At 52.9% G+C, this 13,908-nt stretch carries 15 protein-coding genes and 1 tRNA gene; 9 read left to right on the top strand and 7 right to left on the bottom strand.

Annotation, left to right across the window (positions count from 1 at the left end; genetic code table 11):
- Positions 1–8: 8 nt before the first annotated feature.
- The 3 genes from A8O29_RS04260 (at position 9) to A8O29_RS04250 (ending at position 2,152) form a co-directional block, all read left to right on the top strand.
- Entirely contained in the window at positions 9–596 is a 588-nt protein-coding gene (locus tag A8O29_RS04260; RefSeq protein ID WP_125352866.1) for an XTP/dITP diphosphatase, read from the top strand.
- A complete protein-coding gene (gene hemW / locus A8O29_RS04255; RefSeq protein ID WP_125352868.1) occupies positions 596–1,738 on the top strand; it encodes a radical SAM family heme chaperone HemW in 1,143 nt (380 codons plus the stop codon). The genes A8O29_RS04260 and hemW overlap by 1 nt, the downstream gene beginning before the upstream one ends.
- Positions 1,739–1,801: 63 nt before the next feature.
- Positions 1,802–2,152 (top strand): endonuclease domain-containing protein, encoded by a 351-nt coding sequence (locus A8O29_RS04250; protein ID WP_125352870.1) that lies wholly within the window; start codon positions 1,802–1,804, stop codon positions 2,150–2,152.
- Between the two features lie 197 nt (positions 2,153–2,349).
- Here A8O29_RS04250 and A8O29_RS04245 read toward each other — a convergent pair whose 3' ends face one another.
- Genes A8O29_RS04245 through trmB form a run of 3 tightly spaced genes read right to left on the bottom strand, consistent with a single transcriptional unit; the run spans position 2,350 to position 4,169 of the window.
- Entirely contained in the window at positions 2,350–3,069 is a 720-nt protein-coding gene (locus A8O29_RS04245) for a YggN family protein (protein WP_125352872.1), read from the bottom strand.
- A 54-nt stretch (positions 3,070–3,123) separates the two neighbouring features.
- On the bottom strand, positions 3,124–3,450 hold the full coding sequence (locus tag A8O29_RS04240; protein ID WP_110511931.1) for a YggL family protein: 327 nt from the start codon (positions 3,448–3,450) through the stop codon (positions 3,124–3,126).
- A complete protein-coding gene (trmB, locus tag A8O29_RS04235; protein ID WP_110511930.1) occupies positions 3,450–4,169 on the bottom strand; it encodes a tRNA (guanosine(46)-N7)-methyltransferase TrmB in 720 nt (239 codons plus the stop codon). Before trmB ends, A8O29_RS04240 begins: the two co-directional genes overlap by 1 nt.
- A gap of 143 nt (positions 4,170–4,312) precedes the next feature.
- Here trmB and mutY point away from each other — a divergent pair, with 143 nt between their 5' ends.
- The 4 genes from mutY (at position 4,313) to A8O29_RS04215 (ending at position 8,302) form a co-directional block, all read left to right on the top strand.
- The gene (gene mutY, locus A8O29_RS04230; RefSeq protein WP_159465170.1) at positions 4,313–5,365 is read left to right on the top strand and encodes an A/G-specific adenine glycosylase; all 1,053 of its coding nucleotides are present in this window, start codon (positions 4,313–4,315) and stop codon (positions 5,363–5,365) included.
- Positions 5,366–5,390: 25 nt separating this feature from the next.
- The gene (locus A8O29_RS04225) at positions 5,391–5,666 is read left to right on the top strand and encodes an oxidative damage protection protein (protein WP_110511928.1); all 276 of its coding nucleotides are present in this window, start codon (positions 5,391–5,393) and stop codon (positions 5,664–5,666) included.
- A 46-nt stretch (positions 5,667–5,712) separates the two neighbouring features.
- On the top strand, positions 5,713–6,792 hold the full coding sequence (gene mltC / locus A8O29_RS04220; protein WP_125352874.1) for a membrane-bound lytic murein transglycosylase MltC: 1,080 nt from the start codon (positions 5,713–5,715) through the stop codon (positions 6,790–6,792).
- Positions 6,793–7,045: 253 nt separating this feature from the next.
- A complete protein-coding gene (locus tag A8O29_RS04215; RefSeq protein WP_125353244.1) occupies positions 7,046–8,302 on the top strand; it encodes a nucleoside permease in 1,257 nt (418 codons plus the stop codon).
- A 105-nt stretch (positions 8,303–8,407) separates the two neighbouring features.
- Here the strand turns inward: A8O29_RS04215 and A8O29_RS04210 are convergent, their stop codons facing one another.
- The gene (locus A8O29_RS04210) at positions 8,408–10,546 is read right to left on the bottom strand and encodes an ornithine decarboxylase (protein WP_125353246.1); all 2,139 of its coding nucleotides are present in this window, start codon (positions 10,544–10,546) and stop codon (positions 8,408–8,410) included.
- A 319-nt stretch (positions 10,547–10,865) separates the two neighbouring features.
- Between A8O29_RS04210 and A8O29_RS04205 the strand changes: the two genes are divergently transcribed.
- Positions 10,866–10,941, top strand: a tRNA-Phe gene (locus A8O29_RS04205).
- 819 nt (positions 10,942–11,760) lie between these two features.
- On the opposite strand, the gene tssD is transcribed toward A8O29_RS04205, so the two are convergent.
- The 3 genes from tssD to A8O29_RS04190 are packed head-to-tail and all read right to left on the bottom strand — an operon-like array spanning position 11,761 to position 13,010.
- Positions 11,761–12,087, bottom strand: a complete 327-nt coding sequence (tssD, locus tag A8O29_RS22680; RefSeq protein ID WP_246316639.1) for a type VI secretion system tube protein TssD — start codon at positions 12,085–12,087, stop codon at positions 11,761–11,763.
- A gap of 12 nt (positions 12,088–12,099) precedes the next feature.
- Entirely contained in the window at positions 12,100–12,447 is a 348-nt protein-coding gene (locus tag A8O29_RS04195) for a putative T6SS immunity periplasmic lipoprotein (protein WP_246316638.1), read from the bottom strand.
- On the bottom strand, positions 12,444–13,010 hold the full coding sequence (locus A8O29_RS04190) for a type IV secretion protein Rhs (RefSeq protein WP_125353248.1): 567 nt from the start codon (positions 13,008–13,010) through the stop codon (positions 12,444–12,446). Before A8O29_RS04190 ends, A8O29_RS04195 begins: the two co-directional genes overlap by 4 nt.
- A gap of 331 nt (positions 13,011–13,341) precedes the next feature.
- On the opposite strand from A8O29_RS04190, the gene A8O29_RS04185 reads away from it, so the two are divergent.
- Entirely contained in the window at positions 13,342–13,890 is a 549-nt protein-coding gene (locus tag A8O29_RS04185; protein ID WP_125353250.1) for a DsbA family protein, read from the top strand.
- The last annotated feature ends 18 nt before the right edge of the window (positions 13,891–13,908 follow it).

Here is a 13,908-nt window from a genome sequence, read left to right as displayed (position 1 = left end):
GACATCCCATGCAAAAAGTAGTTCTGGCTACCGGTAACGCCGGTAAAGTGCGCGAGCTCGCCTCGCTGTTAAACGATTTTGGTCTCGACGTCGTCGCACAGACCGAATTGAACGTCGAGTCGGTGGAAGAAACCGGGCTGACTTTTATTGAGAACGCGATTCTCAAAGCGCGTCATGCAGCGAAAGTCACCGGCCTGCCTGCAATTGCTGATGATTCCGGCCTGGCGGTCGACGTTCTGGGCGGTGCGCCGGGGATTTACTCCGCGCGCTATGCGGGCGAAGATGCCAGCGACCAGCAGAATCTGGAAAAGCTGTTGGTTGCGTTGAATGACGTGCCCGACGATAAACGCCAGGCGCAGTTCCATTGCGTGCTGGTGTACATGCGTCATGCCGAAGACCCGACCCCGCTGGTGTGCCACGGCAGCTGGCCGGGCGTGATTACCCGTGAAGCCGCGGGCAACGGTGGCTTTGGCTACGACCCGATATTCTTTGTTCCCGACGCTGGTAAAACGGCGGCTGAACTGAGCCGTGAAGAAAAAATTGCCGTGTCCCACCGTGGACGGGCGCTGAAACTGTTACTGGAAGCACTGCGTTAATGACCGTTCTCCCTCCGCTGAGTCTTTACATTCACATTCCCTGGTGCGTGCAGAAATGCCCGTACTGCGATTTCAATTCGCACGCGCTGAAAGGCGAAGTGCCACATGACGACTACGTGCAGCATCTGCTGGCCGATTTAGATGTCGACGTGCCTTATGCGCAGGGACGCGAAGTAAAAACGATTTTCATCGGCGGAGGCACGCCGAGCCTACTGTCTGGCCCGGCGATGCAAACATTGCTGGATGGCGTCCGCGCGCGCCTGAATCTGGCGTCCGATGCGGAAATCACGATGGAAGCCAACCCAGGCACGGTGGAAGCCGACCGCTTTGTGGATTATCAGCGTGCGGGCGTGAACCGCATTTCTATCGGCGTGCAGAGCTTTAGCGAAGCCAAACTCAAACGTCTGGGGCGTATTCACGACGCCGACGAAGCGAAACGCGCGGCGCATCTGGCGACCAGCCTGAACTTACGCAGCTTTAACCTCGACCTGATGCACGGCCTGCCGGACCAGTCGCTGGAAGAAGCGCTGGACGATCTGCGTCAGGCGATTGCGCTCAATCCGCCGCATTTGTCGTGGTATCAGCTCACCATCGAACCGAACACGCTGTTTGGCTCTCGCCCGCCAAAACTGCCGGACGACGACGCGCTGTGGGATATCTACGAGCAGGGCCACCAGTTGCTGAGCGCTGCGGGCTATCAGCAGTATGAGACGTCAGCGTACGCCAAGCCGGGATATCAGTGTCAGCACAACCTGAATTACTGGCGATTCGGTGATTACCTGGGCATTGGCTGCGGCGCGCACGGCAAAGTGACGTTCCCGGACGGGCGCATTCTGCGAACCGCCAAAACCCGTCATCCACGTGGGTATATGGAAGGCCGGTATCTGGAGCGTCAGCACGACGTTGAAACTGCAGACAAACCGTTCGAGTTCTTTATGAACCGCTTCCGCCTGCTGGAGCCCGCCCCTCGCGCTGAATTTACCGCGTTTACGGGTTTGCCGGAGTCTGCGGTTCGCGCGCAGATTGACGAAGCCATCGCCCAGGGTTATCTCAGCGAGTCCGATCAGTTCTGGCAGATTACCGAGCACGGGAAACTGTTCCTCAATTCCCTGCTCGAGCTGTTCCTTTCCGAAGATTCCTGAAGCACGATTCAGGATTTCATCTCCCTTTCTGCGAGTTGAAGGAAAAGCTGGCAGATTGGGGGGATGGAAAAACATAAATTTCTTCGCACCAATCAAACACCGGAAGAAAACCGCCTGTGGTATTTGCTCCGGGCAAAACGTTTCTATGGTTATAAATTCCGCCGACAAATGCCTCTTGGTCCATATATTGCGGATTTCGTCTGCTATCGGGCGCGGTTGATTATTGAGTTGGATGGCGGGCAACATGCTGAGAGAAGTGAATATGATAACCAAAGAACGACATGGCTGAATGCCCATGGCTGGCGGGTTTTACGTTTTTGGAATAACGAACTCAGAATGTATGAAGAGGCGGTGCTTGTGGAGATACTCTGGCATTTGCGTGTTACAGCCCCTCTCCCTAACCCTCTCCCGTAGGGAGAGGGAACCGACCGGAGTCGATTTTGCCCCTACAGCCTCTCATGTGAGGGAGAGGGAACTGACCGGAGTCGATTTTGCCCCTACTGCCTCTCATGTGAGGGAGAGGGAACCGACCGGAGTCGATTTTGCCCCTACTGTATTCTCCCTCTCCCTATGGGAGAGGGTCGGGGAGAGGGAGACTGCAGAAACAACCGTTACTTCAACCCACTCACCAGCGTTTTACGGCTATCTTCCAGCGACACCACGCGGCCACACACGTCTTTGCCGAACTTCTGGAAATCGGCCTGCTGGCTCTTCCATTCGTCCTGAATCGCGCCCTGCAGGCCGCCGAGGCTGCCTAAAATGCCTTGCAGTGGATTACCGCCACCTTTGACGACTGCTTTCGCGCCCATCTCATTAATGCTGTCCTGCAGAATTCCGCCCATCGCCTGATTCACCAGCTGCTGGCCGTCAGCGCGAACCTGATCGATACCCTTGTAGTGGAACGTCAGGCCATCAGTACGGTGCTCAATAATACGGTTCATCTGCTCTTTCAGCTGCGCATCAAGTTTGGTCAGACGCCCATGCATGTTGCTGCTGGCCCCAACCTGCTCGGTGATGATTTTATCCAGCGCGATGCGGCCTTTGTCGACGCGGGAACGTGCGCCTTCGTCAATCCACGGCAGCGCGCTGCGCAGATCGGTTTGGTAGTCTTTCGCCTGCTCGCGCTGAGCCGCGCTGAGCGTGTACTGTTTGCCGTTAAACATGACGTTGCCATCAGGGGTGATGACCAGATTGCCATTCTCCCCTTTCACCTGCACGGTTTGCGGGCTGAGGATAACGTCATCACGCGGGGTCACGCTGCACTGATAATCCGCCTGAGCGGCAAATGCGGTGACGGAGAGTGCCGCTGCCAGCAGCGTTTTGCGCATCATAGAAACTCCTGTAGAGACAAAACGGGCCAGCGATTGCTGGCCCTTTATGTTTGTTTAGTCCCACCAAACGTCGAAAAGTTCGCTGGTGCGTACCTCTTCGAACTTCCTGTCTTCCAGCCATTTACGCACGGCGGCCTGGTGTTCTTCGGTACATTTACCGATTTCCTGCATGCAAATCAGACCTTCCCAGGCCAGATAGCCGCTGCCATCAAAGGCCAGTTTGTTCGGCTCGATCACCTCATTGATAAACTCATCAACGATATGGTCGATTTGTTCTTCAGTAGTGCCTTCCGGGAAACGCCATGCAACGGAAAATCCTAATTCCTGAAACTCGTCGATGTGCATTTTTTTACGCAGACGACGGCTACGGTTCTTCGCCATTATTTCACCCTCTCGAACATTAAGTCCCAAACGCCGTGACCAAGACGATGGCCACGCTGTTCAAATTTGGTCACCGGACGTGAATCCGGACGCGGTACGTAGTCGTTGCTTTCAGAGAGGTTTTTATACCCGTCGAGCGACGACATCACTTCCAGCATGTGCTCCGCATAAGCTTCCCAATCGGTCGCCATGTGGAAAACGCCGCCAAGCTTCAGCTTACTCTTCACAAGCTCTGCAAAGGGAGCCTGAACGATACGGCGCTTATTATGACGTGCTTTATGCCACGGGTCAGGGAAAAACAGCTGCACCATGTTCAAAGAATTGTCAGGAACCATTTTATGCAGCACTTCTACCGCGTCGTGACACATCACGCGCAGGTTTTCCACGCCCTCTTCATGGGCCGACGCTAAGCACGCGCCGACGCCCGGGGAGTGGACTTCAATGCCTAAAAAGTTCTGATCGGGTTTGGCGCTCGCCATAGTGACAAGTGATGCGCCCATGCCGAAACCGATTTCCAGCGTGGTTGGCGCGTCGCGGCCAAACAGTGCAGCAAAGTCGACAGGCGTTTCGCTGAACTCAACACCCATCACCGGCCAATAGTTATCCAGCGCGTGCTGCTGCCCTTTGGTCAGGCGGCCCTGACGGCGGACAAAGCTACGAATACGGCGCAGCGGGCGACCGTTTTCATCAAAATCCGGTGAAATGACGTCGTTGTTCATAAAAGTTCTGTCTACCTGATGAGTATTCGGGAAACGGGCATTATCCAAACTCAGACGAAGTATGCAAGCATGGGAAAGATCCGGTTTACAGCCCGATGGCGCTGTGCTGCAATCTGCGTCCCTGATACAGCGAATCGGTAGCCATGCAAGCCTCTCAATTTTCAGCCCAGGTGCTGGACTGGTACGACAAATATGGGCGTAAGACCCTGCCCTGGCAAATGGAAAAAACGCCGTACAAAGTATGGCTCTCTGAGGTGATGTTGCAACAAACTCAGGTTGCTACCGTTATTCCTTATTTTGAGCGCTTTATGGCGCGTTTTCCGACCATCACCGATCTCGCCAATGCGCCGCTCGACGAAGTGCTGCACCTGTGGACGGGCCTCGGCTATTACGCCCGGGCGCGCAATCTGCATAAAGCCGCTCAGCAGGTCGCGACGCTGCATAACGGCAAGTTTCCGGAAACGTTCGAGGAAGTCGCTGCCCTGCCCGGCGTCGGGCGTTCCACTGCGGGCGCGGTACTTTCGCTGTCGCTCGGCAAACATTTCCCCATTCTCGACGGCAACGTGAAACGCGTGCTCGCTCGCTGCTATGCGGTGAGCGGCTGGCCAGGCAAGAAAGAAGTGGAAAAACGGCTGTGGGAAATCAGTGAAGACGTGACTCCGGCGAAAGGCGTGGAGCGTTTTAATCAGGCGATGATGGATTTGGGTGCGCTGGTCTGCACCCGTTCAAAACCGAAGTGCGAACTCTGCCCGCTGAACAACGGCTGCGTGGCGTATGCCAACCACTCCTGGGCGCAGTATCCCGGCAAGAAGCCGAAGCAAACCCTACCGGAACGCGTCGGATATTTCCTGATTATGCAGCACGACGACGAGGTGTTCCTGCTTCAACGTCCGCCAAGCGGTCTGTGGGGCGGCTTATTCTGCTTCCCGCAGTTTACCTCCGAAGAAGAACTCCTCGAATGGTTAGCCGCGCGTCAGATAAAAACCGCGTCACTCGCGCAGCAAACGGCTTTTCGCCATACATTCAGCCATTTCCATTTAGATATTGTGCCTATGTGGCTCAGCGTGCAGTCGATGGACGCGTGCATGGATGAAGGCGGCGCTCTCTGGTATAACTTAGCCCAGCCACCGTCAGTCGGGCTGGCGGCACCCGTGGAGCGTCTGTTACAGCAGTTACGCGCCGGCGCTCTGGTTTGAGCGACGGCCATAAAGAGGAATAGTCATGAGCAGAACCATTTTTTGTACCTTCCTGCAGCGCGACGCTGAAGGCCAGGACTTCCAGCTGTATCCGGGCGAGCTCGGAAAACGCATCTATAACGAAATATCTAAAGAAGCCTGGGGTCAGTGGCAGCATAAGCAGACCATGCTCATCAACGAGAAAAAACTCACCATGATGAACCCGGAGCATCGCAAGCTGCTGGAACAGGAGATGGTTAACTTCCTGTTCGAGGGCAAAGACGTTCACATCGAAGGCTATACGCCGCCAGAAAAACAATAAGGGCCTATCGGCCCTTTATTTCAACCTGACGACACTTCCCGGAATGATGAAAAAATATTTAGCGCTAGCCCTGATTGCGCCGTTGCTCATTTCGTGTTCAGGCTCCAAAAAGGGCACGCCCTATAATGAAGCTTGGGTAAAAGACACCAACGGTTTTGATATTTTGATGGGGCAGTTTGCCCATAACATCGAGAACATCTGGGGATACAACGAAGTTCTGGTCGCCGGACCGAAGGACTACGTGAAGTATTCCGACCAGTATTACACCCGAAGCCACATCAACTTTGATAACGGCACCATCACCTTTGAAACTATCGCCGGAACCGATCCTGCGGGCCATCTTCGTCAGACCATCATCAAAACGTTGTTGATGGGCGACGATCCGGGCTCGGTCGATCTCTATTCCGACGCCGATGACATCCAGATTTCCAAAGAGCCGTTCCTGTACGGTCAGGTGGTGGATAACACCGGGCAGCCGATTCGCTGGCAGGGCCGCGCGTCGAACTATGCTGACTGGCTGCTGCAAAACCGCCTGAAGAGCCGCAGCGACGGGCTGCACGTTATCTACAGCGTGACCATCAACCTGGTGCCGAACCACCTCGATAAACGTGCGCATAAGTACATCGGCATGGTTCGCCAGTCGGCACGTAAATACGGCGTGGATGAGTCGCTGATTCTGGCGATTATGCAGACAGAATCCTCATTTAACCCGTACGCCGTCAGCAATTCCGATGCGCTGGGGCTGATGCAGGTCGTTCAGCACACCGCCGGGAAAGACGTATTCAAAGCGCAGGGTAAATCCGGGACGCCAAGCCGCAGCTACCTGTTCGATCCGGCCAGCAACATTGACACCGGCACTGCCTATCTGGCGATGCTGAGCAATGTCTATCTGGGTGGAATTGATAACCCGACCTCACGCCGCTATGCGGTGATCACCGCGTATAACGGCGGCGCGGGCAGCGTGTTGCGGGTGTTCTCCAGCGATAAAGTTAAGGCGGCGAACATCATTAACAGCATGGCACCGGGCGACGTTTATCAGACGCTGACCACCCGTCATCCGTCGCAGGAATCGCGTCGCTATCTGTATAAAGTGAACAATACGCAGAAGAGTTACCGTCGGAAGTAATTTTCCCCCTCCGGTTTTCTCCCTCTCCCCGTGGGAGAGGGCCGGGGAGAGGGCATCAGCCCGCACAAATCCCCACCCCACCCATACGAAAATGTTATTTGCGTCACTAATCCACTCTGCAAAAGAATAAATATTGCATTTTTTTGCTGGAGGTAACAAAACGCCGACGCCGACCCCGATAGAATCGCATCAAATTCACGCCATAAATGTTTCAATAAAAACACACAGCCGGTCACTTTGTGAGGAAAATAACATGAACCTTAAGCTGCAGCTTAAAATACTGTCGTTCCTGCAGTTCTGCCTCTGGGGGAGCTGGCTGACAACCCTCGGCTCCTATATGTTCGTCACGCTCAAATTCGACGGTGCATCCATCGGTGCGGTGTATAGCTCGTTGGGGATTGCCGCGGTCTTTATGCCGACGCTGCTCGGTATCGTGGCGGATAAATGGATCAGTGCAAAATGGGTGTATGCGCTGTGCCATTTAGTCGGGGCAGGCACGCTGTTTATGGCGGCGCAGGTCACCACGCCGGGTGAAATGTTCATTGTCATCCTGCTCAACTCGCTGGCCTATATGCCGACGCTTGGGCTGGTGAACACTATCTCCTACTATCGCCTGAAATCAGCGGGCATGGACATCGTCACCGATTTCCCGCCGATTCGTATCTGGGGCACCATCGGCTTTATCATGGCAATGTGGGCGGTGAGCTTCTCTGGTTTTGAACTGAGCCACATGCAGTTGTACATCGGCGCGGCGCTGTCGCTGGTTCTGAGCCTGTTCACCCTGACGCTGCCGCACATTCCGGTATCGCAGCAGCAGAAAAACCAGAGCTGGAGCACCATGCTGGGCCTGGACGCCTTCGCGCTGTTCAAAAACAAACGCATGGCGATATTCTTCATCTTCTCCATGCTGTTGGGCGCAGAGCTGCAAATCACCAATATGTTCGGCAACACCTTCCTGCATAGCTTCGATAACAACCCCCTGTTCTCCGGGAGCTTTATCGTTGAACACGCATCGGTGATGATGTCGATTTCCCAGATTTCCGAAACCCTGTTCATCATCACCATCCCGTTCTTCCTGAGCCGTTACGGCATTAAGAACGTCATGCTGATCAGTATTTTTGCGTGGATGTTGCGCTTCGGTCTGTTCGCCTACGGCGACCCGTCCGCGTTCGGTACCATCCTGCTGGTGCTGTCGATGATCGTCTACGGCTGCGCGTTCGACTTCTTCAACATTTCCGGTTCGGTGTTTGTTGAGAAAGAAGTGCGACCTGAAATTCGCGCCAGTGCGCAAGGGATGTTCCTGATGATGACCAACGGCTTCGGCTGCATTCTGGGGGGCATGGTGAGCGGTAAAGTGGTTGAGATGTACACCGTGAACGGCATTACCGACTGGCAGAGCGTGTGGCTGATTTTCGCGGGTTATTCGCTGGTGCTGGCCTTCGCGTTCGTGGCATTGTTCAAATACAAACATGTCCCGGCGGTCAACGGTGCGCAGCCCATTGCACACTAAGATGTCTACCGAATATAAACGCCATTGAACAAAATGAGCCTGTATCTTGCGATACAGGCTTACATGCCAAAGTGGAGGGATGCCCTCCGCACCAGATGCCTCTCACTACGACTTCATGACATAGCCATACAGCCGCTTGATACCATCGGCGTCTTTTTCGCTGTACACGCCCTGCAACTCCGGTGAGAAGCCCGGCAGCATATTGACGCCCTCTTCCAGCGCAAGGAAATAGCGCTGCACCGCGCCGCCCCAGATTTCGCCTGGCACCACGCACAGCACACCCGGCGGATACGGCAGCGCGCCTTCTGCCGCAATGCGCCCTTCCGCTTCACTGAGACGCACCAGCTCGACGTTACCCCGAATAAACTCGATATTGGCATCCTGCGGATTCATCACCACCGCCGGGAAACTGGCTTTGCGGAACATCGCCTTTTGCAGATCTTTCACGTCAAAGCTGACGTACAGATCGTGCATCTCCTGGCACAATTCGCGGATCGTATAATCGCGATAACGCACCGGATATTTGCTGTAGATCGTCGGTAGCACGTCGGCCAGCGGCGTGTCGTCTTCAATGTGCTGTTCGAACTGGCCGAGCATCGCCACCAGCTGCGCCAGCTTTTCGGTACTTTCGGCAGGCGTCAGCAGGAACAGGATCGAGTTCAGATCGCACTTTTCCGGCACGATGCCATTCTCACGCAGGTAGTGCGCGAGGATCGTCGCTGGAATGCCGAACTCCGCATATTTCCCGCTGTGAGCATCGATCCCCGGCGTGGTCAGCAGCAGCTTGCAAGGATCGACGAAATACTGATCCTGCGCGTAACCCTCAAACCCGTGCCACTCTTCGCCCGGTCCGAAGCTGAAGAAGCGACGTTCGCGAGCAATAGCGTCCGTCGGGTGATCCTGCCACGGACGGCCCGCCACCGTCGGCGGAATAAACGGTTTGATCATCTTGCAGTTGGCGATAATCGCTTTGCGGGCCTCGATGCCCAGCGCCACGCATTCCGCCCACAGACGACGGCCGCTCTCGCCTTCGTGAATTTTGGCGTTCACGTCCAGCGCCGCAAACAGCGGATAGAACGGGCTGGTTGACGCATGCAACATGTAGGCGTTGTTCAGGCGTTTATACGGGCAAAAACGCGCCTGACCGCGAATATGGTTGTCTTTCTTATGGATTTGCGAGGTCTGCGAGAAGCCTGCCTGCTGCTTATGTACCGACTGGGTGACAAAAATGCCCGGATCGTTTTCGTTCAACTCCAGCAGCAACGGCGAACAGTCGGCCATCATCGGAATGAACTGCTCATAACCGACCCATGCGGAATCAAACAGGATGTAGTCGCACAGATGCCCAATTTTATCGACCACCTGACGGGCGTTATAAATAGTGCCGTCGTAGGTGCCGAGCTGGATCACCGCCAGGCGGAACGGACGCGCGTCGCCCGCCTTTTCCGGGGCCACTTCACGAACCCGCTCGCGCAGGTAGTTATCGTCAAAGCACTGTTCATCAATGCCGCCGATAAAGCCAAACGGATTGCGCGCCGCTTCCAGATACACCGGTGTTGCCCCGGCCTGGAACAACGCGCCGTGGTGATTCGACTTGTGATTATTGCGGTCGAACAGCACCAGGTCGCCACGGGTCAGCAGCGCGTTGGTGACGACCTTATTCGCTGCCGAGGTGCCGTTCAGCACAAACCAGGTTTTATCGGCATTAAACACTTTCGCCGCGAATTTCTGCGCGCGTTTGGCCGCCCCTTCGTGGATCAGCAAATCACCCAGTTTGACGTCGGCATTGCACATATCGGCGCGGAAAAGGTTCTCGCCAAAAAAGTCATAGAACTGGCGACCGGCGGGGTGCTTTTTAAAGAACTCGCCGTGCTGATGGCCCGGACAGGCGAAGGTGCTATTGCCCATTTCGACGTACTGCGTCAGCGTGTCGAAGAACGGCGGCAGAAGATTCTCTTCATAGCGCGTGGCGGCGGTTTCGAGCTCCAGCCACTGCTGAACGCTGTCGCCGATAACCGCATCAACGCCTTCCGGTACATCTACAGGCTCTTCAGAAAACAGGAACACCGGCAGCTGAAAACCGGTGCGCTTTAGCAACGTGAGAATGCCGCTGCGGCTGTCCGCCACGGTAATGACGACTGCCGCCACGTCGGTAAAATCGGTACTGTCCAGCGCCACCACGCGGCGGTGGCTGGAAAGACGAGAGACCAGCTCGCGGCTGGCGGCAATGTGCAAAGATTTCATAAGCGCGACTACCCAAATCGGGAGAGTAAAAGGCCCGGATTCCGGCGCCCCGGGGGTGATAAGCAGAAAATTCGCGCAATAATTACACCTTTCGTCAGCAGGCGCAATATCAAATCAATATGCAAATTATCGGTTCGCCAACCGCTAAATGCGTAAAAATTATGGGTATAAATTCACTGCCCACGCATAAAACATTGAAATCCCGGCAGTGGGGTATAAACCATTTAGTCGCCTAAATGGTGAGAGATTGCGCAGTCCGTCGCGAAACGCATAAATTTCGTTGACGACGCGTGTCGAATTTAGTTTAATGCGCCCCGTTGCCCGGATAGCTCAGTCGGTAGAGCAGGGGATTGAAAATCCCCGTGTCCTTGGTTCGATTCCGAGTCCGGGCACCACTATTTAAAGAAACCAGCCTAAGGGCTGGTTTTTTGCTTTCTGGGATACGGACTCTCCATCGAACTCCGTTCGATTATTCGCCGCAAGCGGCTCACCCCTTCGGGGCCAGCGCGACAAGCGCGCTGTTCAACGCCTTCGGCGTTAGTCCGAGTCCGGGCACCACTATTTAAAGAAACCAGCCTAAGGGCTGGTTTTTTGCTTTCTGGGTTCCGGTAGATTTCTGGTCGTTGCAACACGTTATTTGTTTGCTGGATTTCTCGCCCCTACGGTCAGCTAAGCCAGATCTTTCCCACATCCATCATATAAAAGCCCCTTCAACTTGCGGGGAAAAATCACTACATCAGAAATCCCACGGTCTATCGGGGATTCACTCGTTCCTTCTCACTTCGAATAACTATATATTTTTAATAAGATCATATAATTAACTCTATCCACCGCTTCGCTCATCAGATTCGAATTATCTATATAAGATGTCACTGCTAGGTGCATAGACCTTGCAGCACCGGTTTTACCCGTAGTCACACATAATTCCGCGATTAAGAGCTAGATGTATCCATCAAGAGGGAGCAAATCATGTGATTGCCAACAATGGACTGAACGCCAGGCATGAAGGAAGGGCGCGAAAACACCCTTTAGATATTACTGCGACTTTTGTTCCTGCTTCGCCGGTGCGGAGCGTGACCATGCGTCATCGTACTTAATCATTCCCTCAAGATAAAACCATTCAATACTGTTAAAGCGAATTCCAACTGTCTCGATCATATTCGGGAAGTTCGAGCCGGGAATATAAGTATGGTTAGCATTTACAAACATAATCACTACGCTTTCCATTGTACGCGATAAACTTCACGTTCAATTCCAGCATCATTGATTTCATAGTAGCGCATTTCGGCTTTTTGTAATCGGCGTCCCTGACAAACACATACCGCGAGCAGCGGAGATAATTTATCAATCTTCTTATGAATTACAAAGGGTTCATGCTGACGGGTTCCCCCCATCTTGCCCGTGTGCGAATCTACTGGTTGGCTAACGCCATAGCTACTGCTCATCACCTCGATTGCCCCCTCACGAGAAAGTGACAGTCCACCGCCGTTTAAAAGCATTCCATTTTCATCATAAAGGAATAAATAACCTGGTAATGACATTCTATTCTCTCCCTAAATATATAATCCGATTGTTTTTATCAAAAATAAACGTGTCGTAATAATTTTTTTATTGAGAGTGTAACTCACTCCATATACAACACCTGACTCAAATTGAGTTTTAAAACACGTGTCAGGATATGATAGTTTCACTAAATCATTAACGAGCAGTTGCTTATAAGTGTCATCATTCGTTGAAAGGATATAGCGGCTTAATACCTCACTTTTATTAACAGTAAAGCAAATATTATTACCATCAATGAAAACAGATCTGCGTTCCCCGCTTTCTGCACCTTCTCTGTCTGCTCCGGGGCACCCGGTGAGCAGAAAGATGACAGGGAGTAAAAAGATAAAATTTTTCATCCGGGGAAGTTTCCTAGCACTCTCTCGTATTTTTTCAACAAACCAACGACAGGTTCAAACTGGTCGTAATCCCTGTAAGTGTAAAGGTGACTAAGCCCCCAAAATCCGTAATGTTTTAATAGCCAGTAATCGCTAACGATAGAAGCTTGCTGTTCGAGACTGTAATCGAGAAAATTATTTTTATCCTGGCTGTAGGTGTAATCCGCAGCCCATGACATAAGTCCGCGAGTTCGCACCCATAACCCGCGCTGGTGTTGCCATACATGCATCATTTCATGAAGGAATAAATGCTGAGCATCAGGTGGATTTTGGTTTTTAGGTACTGAAAAATCATCTTCGTATTTATCTGCCCTTAACCACATTTCACCGTTTGGACTCATGGCCTGGCCTGGATTTTGAAGGTTAAAGGGGAGATAGCTTTCCAGATGGAGCCAGACCTGATTATAGTGAATGCTGAATCCATAGAGAGAACTGGCGAGATTAATTTCACCGAGCCTTAGCCGTCGAATCCCACCTTCCCGCGTTTTCGGCCATTGGATCGAATTAGGATTGGAGTAATACATTCTCTTAGTCCCTCAAGAGTTATGATTGAGCATTAATCGTACACCAAAAATAAATTAATCAACAAAAGGAAAATAAATAATATTTAGTTTATTGTTGTAATAATTCATACGGTGAATGCAACGTTTGATTTATGGATTCTGGAGATCATTGAATCAAGGAATTTAGCCAGTATCTTAACCCGTTATTTAAATACCCTATCTTAAATAAATTACTTATAGCCAGAAGCGTTGGAAAGATGGCCAAAAGTTGCCAACACGCAGGCAGAAGTGGCTTAATCATAATCCTCACAGATAAGATAATCGAAACGACAACACAACATCAGGAGTCAACATGAGCTTACAGGCACAGGCGCTGGAATGGGGTCACGGTCCACGGACTTTCGAAGTTTTTCTGGAACCCACTTGCCCCTTTTCGGTGAAGGCGTTCAACAAACTCGACGCGCTGCTGGCCGCAGTTGGGGAAGATAACGTGACGGTAAAAATTCGTCTGCAATCGCAACCGTGGCACATGTTTTCTGGGGTGATCGTTCGCTACATTCTGGCGGCGTCGACCTTACCGGACGGCAGAGAAGCGGCGAAAAAAGTATTGCAGGCGGTGGCCGATCATCGTGAAGAATTTGAATTCACCGACCATTGCAGCGGCCCAAATATGCAGGCCACGCCGCAGGATATTGTTGAACGTCTTGAGCGTTACAGCGGTGTGAACGTGAGCGAGCCGTTTGCGGTGCCGGAATTGCAAACCGTCATCAAATGGCATTGCAAATATGCCCGCCAGAACGGCATCCACGTGTCGCCAACCTTTATGGTGAATGGTCTGGTACAGCCGGATTTGGGCAGCGGGGATGACATTTCCGTGTGGGCCGCGCGGATAATGAGTTAGTCAATGCGATGTGCCCGG

Origin of the sequence: Scandinavium goeteborgense, assembly GCF_003935895.2 — a bacterium.
GTDB classification, from domain to species: domain Bacteria; phylum Pseudomonadota; class Gammaproteobacteria; order Enterobacterales; family Enterobacteriaceae; genus Scandinavium; species Scandinavium goeteborgense.
Note: the sequence above shows the minus strand (reverse complement) of the source record. Positions and strands in the feature narration are given on the sequence as shown.

Coding starts and splice junctions, on each gene's coding strand:
- A8O29_RS04240 (WP_110511931.1), bottom strand. CDS start 3,450: ATGGCGAAGAACCGTAGCCGTCGTCTGCGTAAAAAAATGCACATCGAC.
- A8O29_RS04195 (WP_246316638.1), bottom strand. CDS start 12,447: ATGAAAAATTTTATCTTTTTACTCCCTGTCATCTTTCTGCTCACCGGG.
- A8O29_RS04245 (WP_125352872.1), bottom strand. CDS start 3,069: ATGATGCGCAAAACGCTGCTGGCAGCGGCACTCTCCGTCACCGCATTT.
- mutY (WP_159465170.1), top strand. CDS start 4,313: ATGCAAGCCTCTCAATTTTCAGCCCAGGTGCTGGACTGGTACGACAAA.
- A8O29_RS04250 (WP_125352870.1), top strand. CDS start 1,802: ATGGAAAAACATAAATTTCTTCGCACCAATCAAACACCGGAAGAAAAC.
- A8O29_RS04210 (WP_125353246.1), bottom strand. CDS start 10,546: ATGAAATCTTTGCACATTGCCGCCAGCCGCGAGCTGGTCTCTCGTCTT.
- A8O29_RS04225 (WP_110511928.1), top strand. CDS start 5,391: ATGAGCAGAACCATTTTTTGTACCTTCCTGCAGCGCGACGCTGAAGGC.
- trmB (WP_110511930.1), bottom strand. CDS start 4,169: ATGAACAACGACGTCATTTCACCGGATTTTGATGAAAACGGTCGCCCG.
- A8O29_RS04190 (WP_125353248.1), bottom strand. CDS start 13,010: ATGTATTACTCCAATCCTAATTCGATCCAATGGCCGAAAACGCGGGAA.
- A8O29_RS04215 (WP_125353244.1), top strand. CDS start 7,046: ATGAACCTTAAGCTGCAGCTTAAAATACTGTCGTTCCTGCAGTTCTGC.
- A8O29_RS04260 (WP_125352866.1), top strand. CDS start 9: ATGCAAAAAGTAGTTCTGGCTACCGGTAACGCCGGTAAAGTGCGCGAG.
- mltC (WP_125352874.1), top strand. CDS start 5,713: ATGAAAAAATATTTAGCGCTAGCCCTGATTGCGCCGTTGCTCATTTCG.
- hemW (WP_125352868.1), top strand. CDS start 596: ATGACCGTTCTCCCTCCGCTGAGTCTTTACATTCACATTCCCTGGTGC.
- tssD (WP_246316639.1), bottom strand. CDS start 12,087: ATGTCATTACCAGGTTATTTATTCCTTTATGATGAAAATGGAATGCTT.
- A8O29_RS04185 (WP_125353250.1), top strand. CDS start 13,342: ATGAGCTTACAGGCACAGGCGCTGGAATGGGGTCACGGTCCACGGACT.